This is a genomic window from Hahella chejuensis KCTC 2396 (assembly GCF_000012985.1).
Classification (GTDB): domain Bacteria; phylum Pseudomonadota; class Gammaproteobacteria; order Pseudomonadales; family Oleiphilaceae; genus Hahella; species Hahella chejuensis.
On the sequence record NC_007645.1, the window covers coordinates 290,931 to 313,187 of the forward strand.

At 55.9% G+C, this 22,257-nt stretch carries 19 protein-coding genes; 6 read left to right on the forward strand and 13 right to left on the reverse strand.

Features of this window, described 5'->3' with window-relative positions; all coding sequences use genetic code 11:
- Nucleotides 1-9 precede the first annotated feature (9 nt).
- The 6 genes from gap to HCH_RS01270 all read right to left on the reverse strand — a co-directional run bounded on the left by gap (nucleotide 10) and on the right by HCH_RS01270 (nucleotide 6,352).
- Nucleotides 10-1,008 carry a type I glyceraldehyde-3-phosphate dehydrogenase gene (gene gap, locus HCH_RS01245; protein ID WP_011394265.1) on the reverse strand — a complete coding sequence of 333 codons (999 nt, stop codon included), beginning with the start codon at nucleotides 1,006-1,008 and terminating at the stop codon, nucleotides 10-12.
- A gap of 128 nt (nucleotides 1,009-1,136) precedes the next feature.
- Nucleotides 1,137-3,365 (reverse strand): NHL repeat-containing protein, encoded by a 2,229-nt coding sequence (locus tag HCH_RS01250; RefSeq protein ID WP_011394266.1) that lies wholly within the window; start codon nucleotides 3,363-3,365, stop codon nucleotides 1,137-1,139.
- Nucleotides 3,366-3,437: 72 nt separating this feature from the next.
- A complete protein-coding gene (locus tag HCH_RS01255; protein ID WP_011394267.1) occupies nucleotides 3,438-4,208 on the reverse strand; it encodes a substrate-binding periplasmic protein in 771 nt (256 codons plus the stop codon).
- A gap of 229 nt (nucleotides 4,209-4,437) precedes the next feature.
- Complete coding sequence (locus tag HCH_RS01260; RefSeq protein ID WP_011394268.1) at nucleotides 4,438-5,154, reverse strand: FKBP-type peptidyl-prolyl cis-trans isomerase; 717 nt, start codon at nucleotides 5,152-5,154, stop codon at nucleotides 4,438-4,440.
- 126 nt (nucleotides 5,155-5,280) lie between these two features.
- Nucleotides 5,281-5,784 carry a DUF4124 domain-containing protein gene (locus HCH_RS01265; protein ID WP_238384953.1) on the reverse strand — a complete coding sequence of 168 codons (504 nt, stop codon included), beginning with the start codon at nucleotides 5,782-5,784 and terminating at the stop codon, nucleotides 5,281-5,283.
- Between the two features lie 4 nt (nucleotides 5,785-5,788).
- A complete protein-coding gene (locus tag HCH_RS01270) occupies nucleotides 5,789-6,352 on the reverse strand; it encodes a TIGR02444 family protein (RefSeq protein ID WP_011394270.1) in 564 nt (187 codons plus the stop codon).
- A 48-nt stretch (nucleotides 6,353-6,400) separates the two neighbouring features.
- Between HCH_RS01270 and HCH_RS01275 the strand changes: the two genes are divergently transcribed.
- Nucleotides 6,401-8,311, forward strand: coding sequence for an ABC-F family ATP-binding cassette domain-containing protein (locus HCH_RS01275; RefSeq protein ID WP_011394271.1), 1,911 nt, complete (start codon nucleotides 6,401-6,403; stop codon nucleotides 8,309-8,311).
- A gap of 112 nt (nucleotides 8,312-8,423) precedes the next feature.
- Nucleotides 8,424-9,530, forward strand: a complete 1,107-nt coding sequence (locus HCH_RS01280; RefSeq protein ID WP_011394272.1) for a branched-chain amino acid ABC transporter substrate-binding protein — start codon at nucleotides 8,424-8,426, stop codon at nucleotides 9,528-9,530.
- Nucleotides 9,531-9,632: 102 nt separating this feature from the next.
- Here the strand turns inward: HCH_RS01280 and ppx are convergent, their stop codons facing one another.
- Nucleotides 9,633-11,180 (reverse strand): exopolyphosphatase, encoded by a 1,548-nt coding sequence (gene ppx / locus HCH_RS01285; protein ID WP_011394273.1) that lies wholly within the window; start codon nucleotides 11,178-11,180, stop codon nucleotides 9,633-9,635.
- 281 nt (nucleotides 11,181-11,461) lie between these two features.
- Between ppx and trxA the strand changes: the two genes are divergently transcribed.
- From trxA to HCH_RS01305, 4 genes are all read left to right on the forward strand, one after another.
- Nucleotides 11,462-11,788: a thioredoxin TrxA gene (trxA, locus tag HCH_RS01290; protein WP_011394274.1), complete on the forward strand. Its 327-nt coding sequence runs from the start codon at nucleotides 11,462-11,464 to the stop codon at nucleotides 11,786-11,788.
- 202 nt (nucleotides 11,789-11,990) lie between these two features.
- On the forward strand, nucleotides 11,991-13,253 hold the full coding sequence (gene rho / locus HCH_RS01295; protein ID WP_011394275.1) for a transcription termination factor Rho: 1,263 nt from the start codon (nucleotides 11,991-11,993) through the stop codon (nucleotides 13,251-13,253).
- Between the two features lie 133 nt (nucleotides 13,254-13,386).
- Nucleotides 13,387-14,853 (forward strand): 4-hydroxy-3-polyprenylbenzoate decarboxylase, encoded by a 1,467-nt coding sequence (gene ubiD / locus HCH_RS01300; protein ID WP_041599123.1) that lies wholly within the window; start codon nucleotides 13,387-13,389, stop codon nucleotides 14,851-14,853.
- A complete protein-coding gene (locus HCH_RS01305; RefSeq protein WP_238384954.1) occupies nucleotides 14,822-15,865 on the forward strand; it encodes a CDP-6-deoxy-delta-3,4-glucoseen reductase in 1,044 nt (347 codons plus the stop codon). Before ubiD ends, HCH_RS01305 begins: the two co-directional genes overlap by 32 nt.
- A gap of 21 nt (nucleotides 15,866-15,886) precedes the next feature.
- On the opposite strand, the gene HCH_RS01310 is transcribed toward HCH_RS01305, so the two are convergent.
- The 6 genes from HCH_RS01310 to HCH_RS01335 all read right to left on the reverse strand — a co-directional run bounded on the left by HCH_RS01310 (nucleotide 15,887) and on the right by HCH_RS01335 (nucleotide 22,187).
- Nucleotides 15,887-17,137, reverse strand: coding sequence for a heme biosynthesis HemY N-terminal domain-containing protein (locus tag HCH_RS01310; RefSeq protein ID WP_011394278.1), 1,251 nt, complete (start codon nucleotides 17,135-17,137; stop codon nucleotides 15,887-15,889).
- Entirely contained in the window at nucleotides 17,134-18,537 is a 1,404-nt protein-coding gene (locus HCH_RS01315; RefSeq protein WP_011394279.1) for a uroporphyrinogen-III C-methyltransferase, read from the reverse strand. Before HCH_RS01315 ends, HCH_RS01310 begins: the two co-directional genes overlap by 4 nt.
- A gap of 72 nt (nucleotides 18,538-18,609) precedes the next feature.
- Complete coding sequence (locus HCH_RS01320; protein ID WP_011394280.1) at nucleotides 18,610-19,392, reverse strand: uroporphyrinogen-III synthase; 783 nt, start codon at nucleotides 19,390-19,392, stop codon at nucleotides 18,610-18,612.
- Nucleotides 19,376-20,311 carry a hydroxymethylbilane synthase gene (hemC, locus tag HCH_RS01325; protein ID WP_011394281.1) on the reverse strand — a complete coding sequence of 312 codons (936 nt, stop codon included), beginning with the start codon at nucleotides 20,309-20,311 and terminating at the stop codon, nucleotides 19,376-19,378. Before hemC ends, HCH_RS01320 begins: the two co-directional genes overlap by 17 nt.
- A 120-nt stretch (nucleotides 20,312-20,431) precedes the next feature.
- Entirely contained in the window at nucleotides 20,432-21,172 is a 741-nt protein-coding gene (locus HCH_RS01330; protein WP_011394282.1) for a LytR/AlgR family response regulator transcription factor, read from the reverse strand.
- A gap of 40 nt (nucleotides 21,173-21,212) precedes the next feature.
- The gene (locus HCH_RS01335) at nucleotides 21,213-22,187 is read right to left on the reverse strand and encodes a sensor histidine kinase (RefSeq protein WP_238384955.1); all 975 of its coding nucleotides are present in this window, start codon (nucleotides 22,185-22,187) and stop codon (nucleotides 21,213-21,215) included.
- Nucleotides 22,188-22,257: the final 70 nt, after the last annotated feature.

Below are 22,257 nucleotides of genomic sequence, written 5' to 3' on the forward strand. Positions count from 1 at the left end.
TCATCCGTATCAGGCGCTCATCATCGTCAGCGCGGTGTCCAGCATACGGTGAGAAAACCCCCACTCGTTGTCATACCAGGCCAGCACTTTGACCATGCCTTCGTGTGACTGCGTGTGATTGGCGTCGAAGATGGCGGAGGCGGTGGAATGTGTGAAGTCGATGGAGACCAGCGGCTGATCGTTGTACTCCAGAACCGGCGTCTCCCGACTGGCCGCCAGCATCATGGCGTTGATCTCCTCGGCGCTGACATGACGCGCCACTTGCAAAGATAAATCCAGCAGAGAGACATTGGCGGTGGGCACGCGCACCGCCATGCCGGTTAAACGCCCTTCCAGCCCCGGCAGCACTTTTCCAATAGCGCGCGCGGCGCCTGTGCGGGTGGGAATCATGGAAAGGCCGGCGGCTCTGGCGCGAAACAGGTCTTTCTTGTGCGCCAGATCCAGCAGGTGCTGGTCGTTGGTATAGCTGTGAATGGTGGTCAGTACGCCTTGCTCAATGCCCAGATTCTCATGCAGCACCATTGCAATGGGGGCAAGGCAGTTCGTGGTGCAGGAGGCGTTGGAGACAATCGCGTGGCGGGCCTCCAGCACATGCTCGTTGACGCCATACACCACGGTGGCGTCGGCGTCTTCGGAAGGGGCGGAGATCAACACTTTTGACGCGCCGGCCATGATATGGGCCTCGGCTTTTTCCCGTTTGGTGAACCTGCCAGTGCATTCCAGCACCAGATCCACATTGGCCACCGCCCAGGGTAACTCCAGGGGATCGCTATGCTGCAGCATGGCGATGTCGTCGCCGGCGATTCGCAACAGCTCGCCGCTGAGCCGGACGTCCTGATTGAATTTGCCATGAATGGAGTCATAGCGCAGCAGGTGAGCGCAGGTCTCCCGGTCCGCCAAGTCATTGATCGCCACCACTTGGATCATGTCCCGATATCCGGATTCATAGATGGCGCGTAATATATTGCGTCCGATGCGACCGAAACCGTTAATGCCGACCCGTATCATGTAAAACTCCTTCGCATGGCCCTGTCGTTTCAGACAAATAGAAGGAAGCTATTTGTCTGCCTGATTAACTATTTGTCTATCTGATTAATAAGTATAGAGCCTGCGCGAAACTTCGTTATTTCGCGCCTTTAGAGAAACATAGTGGGCGGCGGATGTTTCGCGCGTAATCGTGCGTGAGCTTCCTGCAAGCGGTCCAGATGCGCTTCCCGCAATTCCGGCTGTTGCTGTTGTTCCGACTGACTGGCCAGCACCAGCAAGTGCTCTCTGATTTCTTCAGCGGCGGCCTTGGTTTCCGGGTGCATCCTGTGGCGAAGGGGCGCCGGCGTGCGCTGCAAACGCACCTGGCGCTCGCCATTGAGGACAGGCGAGGGTTTGCGCGCATCCAGTTCATACAGATGCACCACATTCAGCGCGCAATCGGGGACGGCGATGAAGTTGCCCGCGCCGTGAAGAAGAAAAGGCATCCATAGCTGTCCTGTGCCCGGTTCGGCGCCCAGGCCCGCATAGCTGCAGATAAACTGACCGTCCGGGGTAAACACCTTGAGCGCGCGATTAACGAGGTCGTTCACCACTAGATGACCATTGACGTAATGCACGCCGGTGGGAAGCAGGAAATGGTCTCCGGTATCGCCATATCCCGCTTGGCCGAAAGCGCCGATATAGGTTCCGTCCGCCTTGAAAATCTGGATGCGGTTGTTGAATTGATCGCTGACATAGACGCGCCCGCTTTCATCCAGGGTGACGTCGCTGGGGGAGTGGAACTCTCCCGGACCAGCGCCGAAACGACCGAAAGTCCGCACATGGCCGACAATGCCGTGACTGTCGATGCGCCATTGCGAAATCCGGTGGTTGCCGGAATCCGCGATATAAATATCCCCCTGCGGCGATACCGCCATGCCCATCGGTTTTGACAACTCCCAAGGATCGTCGCCAGGTCCGCCGAAAAAGGCGTAAAGCGTCAGGTCGTTGAGGAAAGGGTTATATTGCAGGATGGAGATGAAGCCGCTCAGGTAGTTGCCGAGCAGCAGCAATGGAGCGTCGGCGTCGACTTGTCCGGGCAGGGGGTGTGGCGGCTGATAAATGTCGACGCCCAACATGCCGGCGAACATGGCGTAGCTGATTTGTTCGGGAGTCTCCACTTGCTCGTTGAGGTCGGAATGCAGCACCGTGCGCGGGACGGCGTTCATCATCCAAACGCCCACGTCCGGGTCCTCGCGCACGTTGCGCGCGGAACGCCACCACAGTTGGCAGGCGTCCCAATAGTGAAACCACCACTGTGCGGACATTTGCGCCGGCCAGAATGGGGACGCCGGGTCAACTTGCGGCGGCCTCACCCTGGGCTTATCCACCATCGCCACAGAGGTCACGTAATAAAACTGACCGGGATTGCTGCGCGGATTGCCGGCCTGGGCGATGAACGTGGGAGTATCCAGTCCGGGAATCAGATCTTTGGGATCAAGCAGGTAAACGGTCGCCAGGATAGGATCGGAAACCAGCAGGCGATTGGTTTTGCCTGGGACGGCGGTGACCTGGATCGGCGCGAAAAAGCCGTGCATGGAGTCCAGCGGCTGGCCTTCGCGATCGAAGACGCCTATCTGATATTCGCCACTGCCGGGAATATATAGACGGCCGTGGGCCACGGTCACATCCCGGGCGACGCCAAGGCCGGTCAGTTCGCTGCGTCCCCCGGTGGCGAAAGGAACGCCTTTGCCTTGCAGGTTGCAGCGGAGTACGTTGGCGTGGCCAGTATTGGCGATATACAGGCGTCCTTCTTCGTCTGTGCTCAGACCTTGCGGCCAGAGCAGCGTTAGTTGTTCGCCGCTGCAGTCGATATGTTGGATGTCATGGCTGAACTCGCCGGCCTCGGTGAAAATGGCGATACGGCTGTCGCCCTCGCTGTTGGCGTAGAACTCATCAGCAACGCAGAGATAGCCGTCAACAAAAGTCAGTCCGTTAGGTCCTACCAATGGGTCTTTTTGCTTATCCCCAAAAAATACGTTGACCACTTCCAACTGCAGGTCTTTGCGATAGGCGATGACCTGGATGCGGCGATTCGCCAGATCCGATACATACATGAGCGCTTTCGTGGGATGCGGACACAGGCGGAAGGGCATGTTGAAGCGGCCGGGCTCTTTGCCCGGACCGCCGAACACCGCCAGCACTTCGCTGAGGTAGGAATTCATGATCACCAGGCGGTTGTTGCCGGTATCCGCGATCCAGATGCGTCGGTGGCGATCCACCGCCAGGCCGACCGGCGAGTTGAATGTAAACTCCGGATGAGTGGCGAGTACGAAAGGCGTGGCGACGGTGGCGGCGGTTTCAGTATGACCAAGCGAAGAGCGATAACTCAGCAACATGACGGGCTCCCTTTCTGGCTGAGCGATACAGGCGGTTCCTGACCAGGTTGCGCTACTTTCGGGTCAATTGCGTTACGGTGGCGGCAGAAACCATTTTCCCTCTGCGACCAGCTCATGCAGCGCGTCTTCCAGATCCTTGAGCAATTTGGCGGCGTGATCACGTTTCTTGCTTACGACGAAACGCGCGTCCAGAGAAGACAAACGCTTGCGATGCAGGTCCTGAACCGGCTGCTTTTTCAGCTCCAGCCGCATAGGTCCATCATAGTTTAGTAGATAATCGCAGCGTTTCACTTTGAGCATGCTGATGGCCTGGGCATGGTTGAAAGCGGAGCAGTCACGAATGCGGTTGACCGGGTCTCTGAGAAAGCTGATGGCTCCGCCGTAACTGAATCCATGCAATAGAACCACGCTTTCGCCAGTCAGGTCTTCAATGCGGCTGATGGTTTTTTTGTCGCCCTGCCAGTAAGCGTTGAGTTCGATTCGAGATACGATGGAGTCGCCCACCAGGGTCGTCCCAGTGAATTCCGGCAGCGTGGCGAGGCCTATCCAGAGATCAATCTTACCGTCCGCCAGTTCAATAGCCATACGTCGGGTAGGGCGGGAGACAGCGCGCCAGGGATAGTGTTTTTTCTCCATCAGCATGCGCGCGAGGTCGATCAGATAGCCTTCCGGCTTTCCCTCGTCATTGGTGAAGAAAACGGGCGGGAATTCTATGTAGCCGACAATGACTTCATTGTCTTCCGCGTGCGGATCATGAATGGTGACGTCAGCGAAAGAGAGCGACGAGACCCACGCCAAGGCTCCCGAAAGCAATAACCTGATCAGACGGTGAAAGGTGTTCAAGATGACTCACATTGAATGCATAAGCGTTCAGCCGACGCTCGGCTTTTATTCCTTCAAAACACAGGAGCGAGTCCTGTAGCGAAAGTCCTGTTCGCAGTCGTCAATGCGATTGTGTCAGCCGAAAGGAATACAGGCTCCGGAGGCTGATGCGGGCGTTTGACCCTTCTGACGGTCTGCCTGAACAATGCTATAAAGCATAGCATTGTTGCGGGCAAACAATAGCGGCGGATTAGCCGTCGGATTTCTCAGATTTGACTGACAGCAGCTCAACTTCGAACAACAGGGTTTCGTTCGGGCCGATGCGACCGTTGCCGCCAGGACCGTAAGCCAGTTTGGCGGGGATGAAAAGCTGCCATTTGGCGCCGGGCTTCATCAGCTGCAGTGCTTCGGTCCAGCCGGGAATAACGCCGTTAACCGGGAAGGATACGGGCTCGCCGCGCTGTACGGAGCTGTCGAATACTTCGCCATTGATCAGGCTGCCGGTGTAATGCACTTCAACGGTGTCCTGCGCTTTGGGGCTGTCGCCTTCGCCGGCTTTCAGCACTTTGTACTGCAGGCCGCTGTCAGTCGTAACGATGCCTTCTTTTTTGGCGTTATCGGCCAGGAAGGTGTCGCCTTTCTTGGCGTTTTCCTCAGCCATCTTCTCGAACTGCTCCATTTGCTTCTTCTGCATGGCTTGCTGGTATTGCTGAACCTGCGCAGAGATCTCTTCGTCGGTCATCATGGAAGGTTTGCCGGCGTATGCGTCGGCGACGCCTTTGGTGAAGCTCTCGATATCCAGCTCGGGCATGGAGTCCGCCAGACGACGACCGAACATTTGACCGAAGCTGTAGCCGGTTTTTTGCGCATCGTTAGTGAGCTTTTCCGTTTCCGCATGGACTGCGACAGGCAAAGATAACGCCACAGCGCATAGCAGACCGCTCATGCTGGCTAACGCTTTTTTCATAATTATTCCTCAAAAAATTTACATGGATCGGCAGTATAAAGCGCTTTAAGGTACAGCTTTTTGGCGCCCTGCGCTAGGGGATGTCAACGTCGGGAACCGGCAGTATCCCGGGCTTGGTTCACAGTTCTAACCGCCGTTGACTTGCTGCAACTGCTTGTTGCGTTCATTCATGAGGTCGCGCACCGCCTTGGCTTCATCCATGAGGTTCAGCGCGCGTTCAAAGCTGAGGGTGTCTTTGTTTTCCGCATCCTCCAGGGTCTTGCGCGTTTCTGGAGGCAGCGCGTCGCGAGGAGATCCGGTGGCGACCTGGGGCTCTTCCTTCTTCTCCGTGGGAACCGACTGAATAATATTGGTTTTGTTGCTGACGCTAATCACGTCCACGTTGACGCCTTCGGGAGGCGGGGCGTCGCTGTATTGCAGCACGCCTTCAGCGTCGCGCCATTTGTATACCTGACGCACCACTTCCTGCTCCGGCAGCTTTTTATCCATGGTCATCAGGGTGGGCGTTTCGGTTCCTTCCGGTAAGGGCAGCCGCCACATGGGCGAACCTGTCTTATCTTTAATAAAAAAAGGCAGAGCAAGGGCGACCCCAAGCGAGGCCAATGTCAGAAATCGAAAAATCCACTTCAAAAGTTCACATCTCCGTGGCCAGGCAATTGGCCATCAAATTCAATTGCGCCTGATTTACTTCCAACGCGCCGTCGAGGCGGGAGAGGTAATCAAGCAGATTGCGACGGCAAAGAGAAACCGTCTCCATCGCTTCCTGCGGAGATGATAAATCCTCTTTCTCCGTACCTGATAGTAAAGCATAGATAAGCGATATTTCGTAGCGTTCCGCCTGTAATTCCAGCTGGAGAATGCGCTCTCTGAGCGTGTTTTGGCGACGGTGCTTTTTATCCAGTCCGTTGCGGGCCGACCGCAATGGAATAACGATGTCGGCGCGCCAGGAATTGATGGCGTTGAAATCGAGGTCGGGATCAAAACCGCGTTGTCGTTGCGCCAACCAGCCGCAGGCGAGCAGCAGATTAACGTCGGCGTCAAACTCATTTTGCCATTGCAGGCAAATATCCCGGACCTGAGGATTCGCGTAATGCGTCAGAGCGTAATTCCAGAGGGGGTTGTCCAGGGAAACCAGAATGCTCCGACTTGGGTTCCTGGAAACGTTTGTCTTCGGCGTGTCAGGGGCGTTCGCGCGCATAGAAAACTCTTTAAAGAATCGCTGGCAAGCGTGCTAAAATCCGCCGCCATGTTAAGTCTAAATCAGTTATCGATCCAACGTTCCGGCCAGTATCTGCTGGAAAACGCCACTGTCACCGTTACGGCGCGCAGCCGCGTCGCTATTGTCGGCCCTAACGGTTGCGGTAAATCCACATTGTTCAGCCTTATTTTGGGAGAACTCGGCGCCGATTCCGGGGATATTTCCTTTCCAGGCGGAACGCGCATTTCCCACATGGCTCAGGAGACGCCTGCGCTGGATTGCTCCGCGCTGGACTTCGTCCTCGACGGCGATAAGCGACTGCGTCAATTGCAGGCGGAACTGGCGCTGGCGGAGCAGGCGGACGACGGCGTCGCCACTGCGCGGTTGCACCATGAGCTTGATCTGATCGACGGCTACAGCGCGGAAGTACGCGCGCGCCGCCTCCTGGAAGGCCTGGGCTTTCCCACGCACTGGCACTCGCGCGCAGTGGGAGAATTTTCCGGGGGCTGGCGAATTCGGCTCAACCTTGCGCAGGCGCTGATGTGTCCGTCCGAATTGTTGCTGTTGGACGAACCCACCAACCACTTGGATCTGGACGCCCTGGTCTGGCTGGAGAACTGGTTGCTGCGTTACCAGGGGACGTTGCTGTTTATCTCCCACGACCGTGATTTCATTGATCATCTGGCGACGCATGTGTTGCATTATGATCAACGCTCGCTGATGTTGTACACCGGAGGCTACAGCCAGTTCGAGGAAGCGCGGGCGATGCGGTTGGCGCAGCAGCAGGCGCTGTATGTGAAGCAACAGGCGCGCATTGCGGAAATTCAGTCATTTGTACGGCGCTTTGGCGCCAAAGCCACCAAGGCTAAGCAGGCGCAGAGTCGTCTGAAAGAGCTGGAGCGTATGGAGTTGATTGCGGCGGCGCACGTGGACTCCCCATTCAGCTTTTCCCTGCCGTGCAGCGACAAAATCTCCAGCCCGCTTTTGGTGATAGACGACGCTGGCTTAGGGTATGACGCGCAGCCGGTTCTACAGCATGTGAACCTGACGTTACTGCCTGGCGCCCGTCTGGGCGTACTCGGCGCCAATGGCGAAGGTAAATCCACCCTGATCAAAACGCTGGCGGGTCAACTGCCGTTGATTTCTGGTCGCAGAACAGGCGGTGAGCATCTAAGGATTGGCTACTTCGCCCAGCATCAGTTGGAAGCGCTGGACCCAGGCGCAACGCCGATGCAGCATCTGCAAAAAGTCAGGCCGCAGGCGTCGGAGCAGGAAATTCGTAATTTCCTGGGCGGATTCGGTTTCCCTGGCGAGCAGGCGGCGGGAGACATCAAGAATTTTTCCGGCGGCGAGCGGGCGCGTCTGGCGCTGGCGTTGATCGCCTGGAACAAACCTAATCTGTTATTGCTGGACGAACCCACCAACCACCTTGATCTGGATATGCGCCACGCTCTGAACATGGCGCTGCAGGAATATCCTGGCGCGGTTATCGTTGTGTCTCACGACCGGCATCTGTTGCGGGCGATGGCGGATCAGTTTGTCTGGGTGCATGGCGGCCGTATGGAACCCTATAACGGCTCCCTGGAAGACTACGAAAAAGAACTGCTAAGCCGCCTGCGGGCGAATCAGCCGGAAGCGGCGAAAAGCGATGCTTCCGCAGAAGAGGAGATGCAGGAAAGCGCGGAGGATCGCAAGCGTCGTAAGCGGGAAGAGGCGGAAAAAAGGCAGCGTTTAAGCCCCTTGCGGAAAAAAATAGCTACACTGGAAGCTGAGATAGAAAAGTTGCAGGGCAAACTGCAGGAGATTGAAGCGCAATTGGGAGAAGGAGATCTTTACGAGGACAAGAACAAGGAACAACTGAAAGCGCTTCTGGAATCCCAGCGGGTGAACCGCCAAAGTCTGTCTGAGGCGGAGGAGACCTGGCTGGAGTTGAATGAGGAGTTGGAAGGACTGCTCTGATCGGCCTATCTCTCTATGCGTATATATGCCTATAGACCGCTTCGCCGCTACGGAGTTTAGTTAGAGTCCTTGCAACCACGATAATCACAATATATTCGCAAGGAGTATTCCCATGAAACTGTGGAAACGCACCCTGACCGGGCTGGCCGTTGGCCTGTGTCTCTCCTCCGCTCTTCAAGCCGCTGAAACTATCAAAATCGCCATTGCAGGACCCCAATCCGGGTCGGTCGCCCAATATGGCGAGATGCAGTTTAACGGCGTGCACGCAGCCATTGACCTGATCAACAAAGCAGGAGGCGTCAAGGGCAAAATGCTGGAAGCAGTTGAATATGACGACGCTTGCGAACCCAAGCAGGCCGTGGCGGTCGCCAACAAAGTCGTCAACGATGGCGTGCAGTATGTAGTCGGGCATTTGTGCTCCGGCTCCACCCAACCCGCCACTGATGTTTATGAAGACGAAGGCATTCTCGCGGTGACCTGCTCCACCAACCCCTCGATCACCGAACGCGGTTTCCGCTACATCTTCCGCACCATCGGTCTGGACTCCGCGCAAGGACCCACCGCCGGTAAATATATCGCTGAACATCTCAAGCCCAAGCGCGTCGCGGTCATTCACGATAAACAACAGTACGGCGAAGGCATCGCGAGTTCTGTGAAAAGCACGCTGGAAAGCATGGGCGTCAACGTCGTTGCGTTTGAAGGCGTGACCGCAGGCGACAAAGACTTCTCTTCACTGATCGCGAAACTGAAGAAAGAGAATGTGGATCTGGTTTACTACGGTGGTTACCACCCGGAACTGGGCCTGATCCTGAGACAAAGCAACGACGCTGGCTTTAAGCCGCAGTTCATGGGGCCCGAAGCAGTTGGCAACAAAGAGATTTCCTCTATCGCCGGTCCTGCTTCAGAAGGCTTGATTGTGACTTTGCCCGCCAGATACGACCTGAACGAGAGTAACGCGGATGTCGTGGCGTTGATGAAGTCCAAAGGACAGGACCCTACAGGCCCGTTCGTGTGGACCAGCGTCGCAGCCGTGCAGTCACTGGTTGAAGCGATGAACAAAGTCGGCGATGGCGATACTGAGAAAGTTGCTGATTACCTGCGCGAAAACACCATCAATACGTCGATGGGTCCTCTGACCTGGGATGACAAAGGCGATCTCGAAGGCTTTGAGTTCGGTTTGTTCACCTGGCATCAAGACGGCACTTCCACGCCGCTGTAATTTGGTGAGTATAAGAGGGGCGTCCATTCGGCGCTCCTCTATTTATCCTCTGTTATATACTTCCTAAACACTGCGCAGCCAGCGGAAAGAAGAGCCGGGCGTTCAGCTATCCTCTTCCTTAAATTCCATATCAATGCCGAATTTGGTGAGCAGCCCTTTTTCTGCTTCCAGATCCGCGCAGGTCAGAGGGCGGGATTGCAGCCAGTCCTTCGGAAAAATCAGCGTTAACGACCTTTTGTTCGCTTTCACTTTAATGGAATCCAGCACTTCGCCGTTACGAGAGTGTTGCAGGACCACCGCAAGCCGCAGCGCCACAGCTAATTGCTTCAATGGATCAGCATCTTCCAGCGCATACTCATCAAAAACGGTATCCAGAATTTTCCGGCGATGAACGCGGATCAGCATCGCCAGCGATTGCTGAGTCTGCCGGGAAAAGCCCGCCAAATCGGAGTAGCGAATCAGGTAGGCGCCATGTTTGTGGAATTGAGTATGGGAGATAGCCAGACCAACCTCATGCAGACGCGACGCCCAGCGTAATAACTCTGTCAGTTCCTCGCTCGGCAATTTCCACTGCTCCGCGAGCTGTTTCCATAACGCTATGGCGGTCCCCTCGACGGCGGCGGCATGCTCGCGGTCGATATGATAGCGCTCCTGCAGGCTGTTGATGGTGCGCTCTCGTACATCCTCATGATGGATGCGGCCGATCATGTCATAAAGCAGGCCTTCGCGCAGGGCCCCATCGCAGAATTCCATCTCTTCGATTTGCAGCACATCAAACGCCGCCATCAATATCGCCAGTCCAGCCGGGAAAATCGACAGCCGGTCTTTGCGCACGCCAAGCTTGGTAAGCTGGCTGATTTTGCCCAGACGCACGACTTCATCCTTGAGCTTAACCAAGCCATCCGGAGTGATTTTGTGCGTTCCCCATTGATTGTGCGCGAGCACTTGCTCAATGGCCTTGATGGAACCCGAAGAGCCCACGCAATGATGCCAGCCGACGCTGCGGTAGCGGTTGCGGATGTTGAGCAGTTCACGGGAGGCTTCTACAAAAGCGCGGGCGAATTGCAGCTGAGTGATCTTGCCATCGCCGAAAAAGCGATCCCGGTAGGACACGCACCCCATGTGCAAACTTTCCAGCTCCTTGGTTTCAAATCGCTGACCGATGATGAACTCCGTACTGCCGCCGCCGATGTCGATCACCAGCCGGTTGTCGGCGTCGTCGGAAAGAGAGTGGGCGACGCCTAGGTAAATGAGTCGCGCTTCTTCCCGTCCGCTTATCACTGAGATGGGGTGGCCGATGAGTTTTTCCGCCTTGCGTATAAAGGCGCGGGCGTTTTTCGCCACCCGTAAAGCGTTGGTGCCTACAATCTGTACTGCGCCGCGGGGCATGCCGCTGATGCGCTGCGCGAAACGCTCCAGACAGGCTAACGCCCGATGCTGGGAGGCTTCGTCGAGAAAATTGCGTTCGTCCAGACCGGCTGCGAGCTGGACTTTTTCGCCTAGTTTCTCCAGCGGCCGGATTTCATTGTGGACCAGCTGGGCGACGACCATATGGAAACTGTTCGAGCCCATATCGATGGCGGCGATCAGTTCTGGAGAAGAAGGCGCCGGAGAGACGGCGTCCGCCGGGGTGGTGGATGATATTGTCATGAACTCTCTTGAAATCCTTGCGCTAAACCTTATATTTAGGAAATCTCGTTTTAGATTGTCAACTTGCTTGCTGAATTAGTCGACCTAAGCGGTCAATTTTCAGTTGTACTGATTGCTCCAATATTAAGGTCAGCCGACCGAAATAAGCCGGCGGAGAATGGAACCACTTCTTTCACAGGACGTCAAAGTCATTTTCCTAACCGGATTTTAAGGTTATTTTTACCAGGCCCACCTTATATAGTAGTCGGTAAAAGCATTCACCTCTTAGCCAGGATTAAATAATGAGCAGCCGAATTGTTAACGTAACTGATGACTCTTTTGAAAGTGAAGTCTTGAAGGCCGATGGCCCTGTGCTGGTGGATTACTGGGCTGAGTGGTGCGGTCCCTGTAAGATGATTGCGCCGGTGTTGGAAGAGATTGCGGAAGAATATGGCGATCGTCTGAAAATCTGCAAACTGAACATCGACGAAAATGAAAAGACTCCGCCCAAGTTCAGCATCCGTGGTATTCCAACCCTGATGTTGTTCAAAAATGGCGCTGTAGATGCGACCAAAGTAGGCGCTTTATCCAAGTCCCAGCTGACGGCTTTCCTGGACAGCAACCTTTAATATACGCCTTCTGTGAGCGGGGGTCTGACCCCTGCTCAAAATGCGCGTAATTTTCTGGACGAAGGCTATAATTCAACCTATACTGATTTTGCTTTCAACTTTTTGGCGATAGTCCTCCTTTCGCTGGATTAATAAGTAAAACGATAAACTCTTCCATCTATAACCTAACCCTCTCCAATCAGGTCAACTGTTTTTCGATCCTATGAATCTTACTGAATTAAAAAAGAAACCCGTTCCTGAGCTATTAACCATCGCCGAAGAAATGGGCCTGGAAAATATGGCTCGCTCCCGCAAACAGGATGTGATTTTCAGTATTCTGAAAAAGCACGCCAAAAGCGGCGAAGACATCTACGGCGATGGCGTTCTGGAAATTCTGCAGGATGGCTTCGGCTTCTTGCGTTCCGCGGACAGTTCTTATCTGGCCGGCCCTGACGACATCTACGTCTCACCCAGTCAAATCCGCCGTTTCAACCTCAGAACGGGCGATACAATCGCCGGTAAGATTCGACCGCCGAAAGACGGCGAGCGTTATTTCGCACTGTTGAAAGTGAATGAGATCAACTTCGACAAACCTGAAAACGCCCGCAACAAAATCCTGTTTGAAAACCTGACGCCCTTGTTCCCACAGGAAAGGTTGCGTTTGGAAGCCGGCAACGGCAGTACGGAAGATTTGTCAGCGCGTATTCTGGATTTGGTCGCGCCTATCGGTAAAGGGCAGCGCGGTTTGATCGTGTCGCCGCCGAAAGCCGGTAAAACCCTCCTCATGCAGAACATCGCCCAATCCATCACCCGCAACAACCCAGAAACTCATTTAATGGTTCTGCTGATCGACGAACGCCCTGAAGAGGTGACCGAGATGCAGCGCACCGTGCGTGGTGAAGTGGTTGCGAGCACCTTCGACGAGCCGCCGGCCCGTCACGTTCAGGTTGCTGAGATGGTTATCGAAAAAGCCAAACGTCTGGTTGAGCACAAGAAAGACGTAGTGATCCTGCTGGATTCCATCACGCGTCTGGCGCGCGCATACAACACTATTATCCCGTCCTCCGGCAAAGTACTGACCGGTGGTGTGGACGCCCATGCGCTGGAACGTCCCAAGCGCTTTTTCGGCGCCGCGCGGAATGTCGAGGAAGGCGGCAGCCTGACCATCGTCGCGACGGCGTTGATTGACACTGGCTCCAAAATGGACGAAGTGATTTACGAAGAGTTCAAGGGCACCGGTAACCTGGAAGTGCACTTGGACCGTAGAATTTCTGAAAAACGCGTCTTCCCTGCGATTAACATCCGTCGCTCCGGCACTCGTCGTGAAGAGCTGCTGATGTCTGAGGAAGAGCTGCAAAGAGTGTGGATTCTGCGCAAGCTGCTGCACTCTATGGAAGACGATATTGCCGCGGTGGAGTTCCTGCTGGATAAGTTGAAGGACACCAAGACCAACGACGAATTCTTCCAGGCCATGAAAAAGCGCTAAGCGCATGGCTGACCTGAGATGAGTTTAAGCCCCTGTCGCCAATCGGCGCAGGGGTTTTCTTTTATCCGCCGCGCCTATATTGTGCGCCTATGAATCAATCGACCCCAGCCTGTCTAAATCGAATCTTATGAGTCTGCAATACCGAGATCTGCGAGACTTCATCCGCATATTGGAACAACGCGGCGAGCTGAAACGCATTACCGCGGAAGTCGACCCCCATCTGGAAATGACCGAAATCTGTGACCGTACGCTACGGCGTGAAGGTCCCGCTTTATTGTTTGAAAACCCTCGGGGCTATTCAATTCCTGTTCTTGGCAACCTGTTTGGCACGCCTGGGCGCGTGGCTTTGGGCATGGGCGCGGAGAGCGTCGAGAGTTTGCGGGAAATTGGCAAGCTATTAGCCTTTTTGAAAGAGCCGGAGCCGCCCAAGGGCCTGCGGGATGCCTGGAGCAAGCTGCCGATCTTCAAGCAAGTAATGAATATGGGGCCGAAAGAAGTCAGCTCCGCGTCTTGTCAGGAAGTGATTATTGAAGGCGATGACGTCGACCTCTATCAATATCCGATTCAAACCTGCTGGCCGGGAGACGCCGGTCCGTTGGTGACCTGGCCCTTGGTGATCACCCGTGGTCCCAACAAGGCGCGGCAGAACCTGGGAATTTACCGGCAGCAACTGATTGGCCGCAACAAACTGATTATGCGCTGGCTGTCGCACCGGGGCGGCGCTCTCGACTACCGCGAGTGGCGGGAAGCCCATCCCATGGAGCCATTCCCGGTCGCAGTGGCTTTGGGCGCGGACCCAGCGACGATTCTGGGCGCAGTGACGCCAGTGCCTGATACCCTGTCCGAGTACGCATTTGCGGGACTATTGCGAGGCAATAAGACCGAGGTGGTGCGTTGTATCGGTAGCGATTTGCAAGCGCCCGCCAGCGCGGAGATTGTGCTGGAGGGAGTGATTCATCCGGGAGAAATGGCGCCGGAAGGTCCCTTTGGCGATCACACAGGTTACTACAACGAGGTGGATCGTTTTCCTGTGTTCACCGTTGAGCGCATTACGCAGCGGAAAAAGCCGATTTATCACAGTACCTATACTGGACGTCCGCCAGATGAGCCTGCGGTATTGGGCGTCGCTCTGAACGAGGTGTTCGTGCCAATTTTGCAGAAACAGTTTCCGGAAATTGTCGATTTCTATCTGCCGCCGGAAGGCTGCTCTTATCGCATGGCGGTAGTGACCATGAAGAAGCAGTATCCCGGTCACGCTAAACGGGTAATGATGGGCGTCTGGTCGTTTCTGCGACAATTCATGTACACCAAGTTTGTGATCGTCACTGACGACGACGTCAACGCCCGTGACTGGAAGGACGTCATCTGGGCTATTACGACGCGCATGGACCCGGCGCGGGACACCGTCATGGTGGAGAATACGCCTATTGATTATCTGGACTTTGCTTCTCCCGTCTCCGGATTGGGCTCCAAAATGGGCTTGGACGCCACTAACAAATGGCCCGGCGAAACACAGCGGGAGTGGGGGCGCACCATTCAGATGGATGCGGACGTCAAAGCGCGCGTCGATGACCTCTGGTCGCAGCTGGGTATTGACTAAGGATCTGCTGATGCGTCGCCACCTGCGCTTTCAACCCTCCGGTCATGAGTTTGACGCCGCGGAAGGGGAGACGATATTGGCGGCGGCGTTGCGACAGGGATACAAGATTCTCCATGCGTGTGATAATGGCGTCTGTCATATTTGCGCGGCCAGGCTTCTTAAAGGGAATGTTGCAGGCGGCGTTGGAGAATCGGGGCGTCGGCGCCTGGGCGCGGATGAAGTTTTATTATGCAAAGCGACGCCTGAGGGCGATTGTGAGTTTGAATTAAGACGGATTTGGGGACCAAACGAATTGGAAACAAAAACACTGGCGTTTCAAATCAAGGCGGTCACTGCGCTGTCCGACGATGTATATCAAGTGCAATTGCTGGCGCCCGCCGGCGCTTTGCCGGAGTTTTTCGCCGGACAATACCTGGAGCTATTGGCGCCGGGCGTTGAGGCGGCTTTCTTCTCTATCGCCAACGCGCCAGGAACGAGGGAAGTTGAACTGCACATCCAGGTCCATCAGGAAAGTCGCAGCGCCCTGGCCATCTATCAGTATTTGACTTCAGAGTCGGTCGTGCGCGCCCGATTGCCGTTGGGGAAGTGTTTCATTTCTGGCGTTCCCGATATGGATGTCTCCCTGATCGCCGCAGGCACTGGGTTTGCGCAAATCAAGTCCATCGTTGAATATCTGCTGGCGCAAGGGTTTGAGCGTAAGCTGTCGATATATTGGGGCGTAAGACAGTCACAGGAGATGTATGCTCGCGCTCTGTCTGAAGCCTGGGCTGAACGTCACGAGAATGTCTCTTTCACGCCAGTGATGGCGGATAATCGTGATAATGAATGGCAAGGCCATCATGCGGAACTGGTGCGTGCGGTGCTGGCTGAGCGGCGGCATTGGGACAACAGTCTGGTGTATGTGAGCGGTTCGCCGACAATGGTGTATACCGCGATGGATGCGCTGGCCCCGCTGGGATTGCCCGGCGAGCAGTTCTTTTCGGATGTGCTGGAGTATGCGCCCAGGGGCTGAACGCCCCTGGGTTAGGTTGGATCAGGCGCTGCGCCGTTGGGATTTCGGCGAAGGCAGGTCAGGCAGTTTGGCGCTGTCCTGTAAGGCCTGAATAAAGTAGTCGTTGCTGGCTTGAGGTTGATCCATGGCGGCCAGCAAGCGCGCCAGTTCATAGTACGTTTCCCGGCGACGTTTTAGCTTCAGGCTCGCTTCAAAATACTCTTTGGCTTTGCTCCAGCGTTCATTTCTCAGGCACAGACGCCCCAGAGCCAGCAGTAAGCCAGCGTCATTGGGACGTTCTTTCAGCCAGTGTTCCGCGGCCAGCAACTGCTCCGCCACATTCGCTCCTGCGATCTGGCCATACAGGTCGATCAGGATGTCGCTCCAGTGCTGCTTCAATGCCTTGCGTAAAAGCGTTTCCGCCTGGCCGCTGGCGCCAAGCCGCATCAGTTGCGAGGCATAGGCGTAGATGACGTGAGGGTTCTTGCGCAGGTTGGCGGGCATTCGATCCCAGATCGCGTTCAGAGGTTCGCTGTTGAAATCCCCTTTACGGCCCCGGAGTGCTTCGTCGCAAGCATGGCGCAGCAGATTGAGCCAGGTTTCCAGCTCCAGCTTTTCCACCTCGTCGTCTTTCAGCACTTTGTATTTGCGCAGCTCCGGTAAGATCTCACTCATTTTTTGCCAGTCGTTCAGGCGGGTGTAAACCTGTTGCAACAACTTCAGTACGAATGGGTGATGAGGCGTCTTCTTACGCAGGTTCAACAAGGTGGACAGGCACTGTTCCAACTGCCCGCGGGCCAGCTGCAGTTGCGCCTGAGTCACGCCGATGGCGACATCGCCGCCAGGGGTGTTGTCGAACGCTTTCTTCAAGAATAAGTCGCTCTCTTTTTCATTGCCCAGTTCATTGGCGGCCTGAGCGGAGGCGAGGTAGTTGATCAGCGGGGTGTCGGACTGTTCCGCGCTGCCGGACAAAAACTTCTGCGCCTGTTTCCAGTTGCCCTCTGCGTAGTGCAGCAAACCGCGAATGGTATTCTGCTGCGCCCGGCTGTATTTGCGCTTCTTACGCCATTGTCGCCAGCCAGCTCTGACAGCAAGCGTGGTCGATAGCGTTCTGAATAAATAGTGCAGGGCGAAGTAAAACCCTATCAGCAGGGCGAGAGCGATCCAGACGTTGGTCTCCAGCAGCCAGTTCAGCCAGGAGACGCGCACATAACCTGCGTCCAATTGCACCAAAAAGCCCAGCGCCACGCCGATGGCGAGGGATATCAGCAGCACCAGCGCATAGAAATTCATGAGGCCAGCTCCTTGTCGTCCAGGGTAAGCGAGCCGGTTGCAGGCTTACCGCCGCGCTTGTACAGGGACTCCATCAGATTCTTCAGCATACGCAAGGAGGAGGAGATATCCGGTAATTCCGGGTCGATAGGCTCTTTTTTCAGCTGTTGCAGGTTTTCCAGCAGAGCTTTGGCGGAGGCGTTGTTGATGACGAAATAATCCGCCACCCACTTTTCCGCTTTCTCGAGGCTGTGCACGTAAACGTCCTGGTTTTTCTCCAGCAGTGCGAGCTCCGCCTGCTCCAGCATCATGCGGAGATTCTGGCGCAGGTAGTAAATTTGTTCTGGCGCCAGCAGCGGCTCCACCGGAGCATCCAGACGGCGGATGGAGAAGTATTTTTCCAGTTTGCTCATGGAAGCCAGAGCGCTGTCGTACCAGTGGCTTTCTCCACTGGGAGCAGGGTTTTCCTCGGGAACCGGATTATCGCTCAGCATGGTCGTGTCTTTCAGGAACAGGCGCTGATCCAGGTTTTCCACCTGATTGATCAACGCTTCCAGACGCAGGTAGATGCCTTGACGGTCAATGTCCGCAATCGCCTGGAGGCTGACGATTTCTTCCGCCAAAGCCTTACGTACGGGATAGGCGGCGACTTCTTTGGTTTCCGCCAGCACTTGGTCGGCGGCCTGCAGAATAGCGAGCGAGCCGACGTAGTCTTTCTCCATATGCAGGCGCTGATTGGCGAGACGCAACAGATATTCGGCTTCGGCGAACAGCCAGTCGACTCGACCGGTTTCCCCTTTACTCAATAAGTTTCTGGCGGTTTGATCCATCATCTGCTGCAACTGCGTCTGGCTTTCGCGCTGCTTGGCGACGGCGGCGTCCAGCTTGTCCAGGCGATCCTGGTAACGGAGCCCAACTTCGTCAGCAAGCTGTTTTCCCGCCTGGCTTTGATCCATGGCGCGATCTAACTTGGCTTGCCAAGTCTGCATGTAAGTCCAAAACCAACCGGCGCCAACGGCCATGACGACCAGTAGAACAAGAATCGCCAGCCATAACGGCCCGGTTTTAGGCGTCTTAGCCGCTACAGGCGGTGTTGCGGGTGGCGGGGGAGACAACGGAGGCGGAGCTGGATTGGGAGAGGACTCTTTGACAGGCTCTTCCGCTTTCGTTGAGGGTTGTTCCAGTTCGGATGTGTTGGGCTCGGTTTTAGGCGTCGCCACGCTATCCTTTTCTGCGCTGGCTTCCGGTCGAGACAAAGTAAATGAGGCGGATAAGCTTGCGTCAGGCGTAGACTCTGCTGCGCTTTCCTTGGCGTTGGCGGGTTCCATTCCGGGTTCAGGAGAAGTCGAGGGCTCCTGTTCCAGAGCGGACTTATCTTGCTCTGGCTGTTCTGGTTTGTTTGGTTTTGATTCTTCCGTCACACTCGTTCCTACCCAGTAATCTAAGTAATCAACGCGCCTGCAGGCAACGGCGACCCTCTTTGGTGGAGAGGGTTAACATGCCGTTTTGAGGAGGGCCAGTAAGGCCTCGTCGGATAACTCCGGCGCGATTTTGTAATTCAGACGGTTCTCCTGCGCCAGGGTGGCGACTCTGGCGCTGGGGATGACGAACAGCGTGTCGCCCCAGGCGTAACCGATATTCTGGCCCAGTTGGCAAAGGTGCAGCAGAGTCTCGCCGGATAAGGTGACGACAACCTCTGGACGCCATTGCTTGAGGGCTTCGTTTAATTCATTGGGGTCATATTCCAGCGTTTTACGCTCATATAACTCCAATGTAGCGACATGCGCGCCACGCTCCTGCATGGTTTCCGTCAACAATTCGCGTCCGCCGCAGCCTTTCACAATCAACACGCGCATGGGGGGCTCGTCTTCGTTGCGCGCCTGCAGACCGGGGTGTTCCAGCAATTGCTCGGAGGCGCAGCCCTGCTCTGGGGTATTAACCGTCAGTCCGTAGCTGCGTAGCGGCGCAGCGCTGCTTTCGCCGATAGCGAACCAGCGCACGCCCTGTGGCGCTTGCGGCCAGTAAGCGTCTATCAGTTCCAACAGCAGACGCGATGCATGTTTACTCACGCAGATCACATGAGTATAGCGATCCAGATCGAGGATGCAGTCTTTTATGGCTTGCGTTTCGGGCAAGGGCTCAATGGCGATGGCCGGCAACACCCGAACTTCCGCGCTGTTTTGCTCCAACAGCGCGCGCAAGGAATCGTTTTCTCCCTGAGGGCGGGTCAACAGCACTCTGAGGCCGCTCAGCTCCTGACTAAGAGTGGTTTCCATACACGGCTTCCAGAATTTTTCCTGCTCCTTGTTGCAATAGACGCTCGGCCAGCTCCGTGCCGAGGGCTTCCGCTGCGGCGACAGGCCCTTCTACTTCATCCCGGAGCACTTGCGCGCCGTCCGGGCTGCCTACTAAGCCGCGTAATCTCATTTGGTCGCCAGTAATTTCCGCATAGCCGGCGATGGGAACCTGACATCCCCCTTGCAGACGGTGATTCATGGCTCTTTCCGCTGACACCCGCGCAGTGGTTTCCGCATCCTGTAACTGTGCGATAAGCGCCATAGCTTCAGGGTCGTCGAGACGGCATTCAATACCAAGCGCTCCCTGTCCGACGGCGGGCAAACTGACTTCCGGCGTCAGCTCTTCGCGGATGCGACCAGAAAAGCCCAGGCGTTTCAGCCCGGAGGCCGCGAGGATAATGGCGTCGAAGTCGCCGGCGTCGAGCTTGGCCAATCGTGTATTGACGTTGCCGCGCAGAGACAGGATTTTCAGGTCTGGCCGCCGCTCGGACAGCTGGCACTGACGACGCAGGCTGGAGGTGCCCACGACAGCGCCTTCAGGCAGCTCATCCAGGCTGGCGTACTGATTGCTGACAAAAGCGTCCATTGGAGTTTCCCGCTCCAGAATCGCCCCAAGGCCCAGTCCGGGGGGGAACTCCATCGGCACGTCTTTCATGGAGTGTACGGCGATATCGGCGCGTCCCTCCAGCATGGCTGTCTCCAGCTCCTTGACGAAGAGCCCTTTGCCGCCGACTTTGGCGAGTGGCGTATCGAGAATGATATCGCCTTTGGTGGTTAATCCGAGCAATTCGACGGTCAATCCGGGGTGTAACGCTTCAAGGCGTTGCTTGACGTGCTCCGCCTGCCATAGCGCGAGCGCGCTTTGACGTGTGGCGATCACAAGGTGCTGTTTCGGCATAGTTTAAAATTGCGCTAATTGTGTCGTATCCGGCGAAAAAGTCAGTTGAAATTACACGTAAATCCAACCGCAGGCGCTAGCATACTCATTTTCCCGCCGCTTGTCTTTGCCGGAGGTCGATCAGGTCGGCTGCGCCAGAAATTGTTTGACCTCTGTCACCAGACGCCGGCTGACTGGAAGCGCCTCTCTGACGCCCCGCAGGCGCACCTCGTAATGGCCGTCGTGGCGACGTTGCAGTATTTCTATGTAGTGGCGGTTGATCAGCGTATTGCGATGGATGCGCAGAAAATGAGGATGTAAAGCCTGTTCCAGCTCTTTCAATGGTTGATCGCTGAGCGTCTCTCCCTGAGCATGAAATACCGTCACGTACTTGTGTTCTGCTTGCAAGTAAAGGATGTCGCTGATTTTAATGCGTTCCATTCCTCGACTGCTGCGGCACACCACCACCGCCGGCGCCTCGTCCTGCCCGTTGATCTCTTGCTTCAGGCTTTGCAGCTGGGCGCGATTCACTTGCGTGACGTTTTGCAGGGCGCGCATCAGGTCTTCGCGACGGATGGGTTTGAGCAGATAGTCCTGGGCGCGCACCCGGAACGCCTGGATGGCGTATTCATCGTAGGCGGTGGTGAAGATCACGGCGGGCGGTTGGGGATGTTGCGCCAGCTCCGCCGCCACTTCCAAACCGTCCTTGCCGGGCATGCGGATATCAAGCAGGACGATATCCGGCGAGTGGAGGCGGATGCGTTCAAGGGCTTCATCCCCGCCGGAGGCTTCCGCGCAGACCTCATAGTGTGTGTCCAGCAGCAATCGTTTCAGGCGTTCTCTAGCCAGGGGCTCGTCGTCGACGATGATCACTTTCGTCATATCGCATTCATGTATTCAAAGAGTTGCATGTTATAGCCGCTCACCCTTTTTTATGTAAAGGCGCGCGCATGGTGGCGGTGAAGCGGCCGTCCATCTGACTGGTTTTCAGCACCGCCTGATCGCCGAAAAACGCCTGCAGACGACTGCGTATGTTTTGCATGGCGATGCGATTGCCTTTATGTCCCTGGCTGGGATCGCCGTTATGGACGGGATTACTGATCAATACATACAGCCAGGACCCTTGTTCGTAGGCGGTGATGGTGATGAGCCCGCCTTCCGCTGAGGGTTGCACGCCATGATAAACCGCGTTTTCCACCAAAGGTTGAATGCTCAGCGGGGGCACTCGCGCGGCGTCGGAGATATTACGCATGTCCCATTTTACTGTGAGTCGATCGCCCAGCCGCAGTTGCTCAATGCGCAGATAACGCTCACATAGCGCCAGTTCCTCTTTGAGCGGCGCCAGGGATGAAGACTCTTTTAGCGCGGCCCGAAACAGCTCGGCCAAATCCAGCACGGCTTCTTCCGCCTCGTTGGGATTTATCGGAATCAGACCTGCGATGGAGTTCATGCTGTTGAACAGAAAGTGCGGACGGATTCTCGCCTGCAAGGCCTGCACTCTGGACTCCAGTTCGGATTTCTGCTGCAAGTGCCAGAGGTGCTGGAGATAGAAGTAACGCAGAATGATCCCGGTTAAGATGGCGCTGATCGCCACCGCCTGCACCACGAACCAGAAGCCTGATCCGGGCTCCTCCAGCGCGCCTTTGCGGAAGAGGGCGTTAGCGAGTATGGCGTAGATCAGCGTAATCGCCGGCGCTATAAGGTAAGCAACCAGGGCCTGGCGGGACATGCTCCAGCCTGCGCCGAGTATGCGCAGACGACACAGAATCAGCGCGCTGGTCAGCACCACCCATAGCATGAAGAGCGAGGTGAGCGCGAAATAATCCCAGTCGAAATGACCGGGCCCTGCATAGATAAGCGTAAACAACAGCGCGCAAAGCCCCGTGGCGATCACCATCAAGAGGACCGCCTGAACATTGCAAAGCTCTGGTAAAAACACCCCTGGAGGGGACGAAGACTTGGGGGAC

Bases quoted from the DNA above. Each gene is read 5' to 3' on its own strand.
- gap (WP_011394265.1), bottom strand. From the start codon at position 1,008: ATGATACGGGTCGGCATTAACGGTTTCGGTCGCATCGGACGCAATATA.
- HCH_RS01250 (WP_011394266.1), bottom strand. From the start codon at position 3,365: ATGTTGCTGAGTTATCGCTCTTCGCTTGGTCATACTGAAACCGCCGCC.
- HCH_RS01260 (WP_011394268.1), bottom strand. From the start codon at position 5,154: ATGAAAAAAGCGTTAGCCAGCATGAGCGGTCTGCTATGCGCTGTGGCG.
- HCH_RS01270 (WP_011394270.1), bottom strand. From the start codon at position 6,352: ATGCGCGCGAACGCCCCTGACACGCCGAAGACAAACGTTTCCAGGAAC.
- HCH_RS01275 (WP_011394271.1), top strand. From the start codon at position 6,401: ATGTTAAGTCTAAATCAGTTATCGATCCAACGTTCCGGCCAGTATCTG.
- HCH_RS01280 (WP_011394272.1), top strand. From the start codon at position 8,424: ATGAAACTGTGGAAACGCACCCTGACCGGGCTGGCCGTTGGCCTGTGT.
- ppx (WP_011394273.1), bottom strand. From the start codon at position 11,180: ATGACAATATCATCCACCACCCCGGCGGACGCCGTCTCTCCGGCGCCT.
- trxA (WP_011394274.1), top strand. From the start codon at position 11,462: ATGAGCAGCCGAATTGTTAACGTAACTGATGACTCTTTTGAAAGTGAA.
- rho (WP_011394275.1), top strand. From the start codon at position 11,991: ATGAATCTTACTGAATTAAAAAAGAAACCCGTTCCTGAGCTATTAACC.
- HCH_RS01305 (WP_238384954.1), top strand. From the start codon at position 14,822: ATGACCTCTGGTCGCAGCTGGGTATTGACTAAGGATCTGCTGATGCGT.
- HCH_RS01310 (WP_011394278.1), bottom strand. From the start codon at position 17,137: ATGAATTTCTATGCGCTGGTGCTGCTGATATCCCTCGCCATCGGCGTG.
- HCH_RS01320 (WP_011394280.1), bottom strand. From the start codon at position 19,392: ATGGAAACCACTCTTAGTCAGGAGCTGAGCGGCCTCAGAGTGCTGTTG.
- hemC (WP_011394281.1), bottom strand. From the start codon at position 20,311: ATGCCGAAACAGCACCTTGTGATCGCCACACGTCAAAGCGCGCTCGCG.
- HCH_RS01330 (WP_011394282.1), bottom strand. From the start codon at position 21,172: ATGACGAAAGTGATCATCGTCGACGACGAGCCCCTGGCTAGAGAACGC.
- HCH_RS01335 (WP_238384955.1), bottom strand. From the start codon at position 22,187: ATGGTGATCGCCACGGGGCTTTGCGCGCTGTTGTTTACGCTTATCTAT.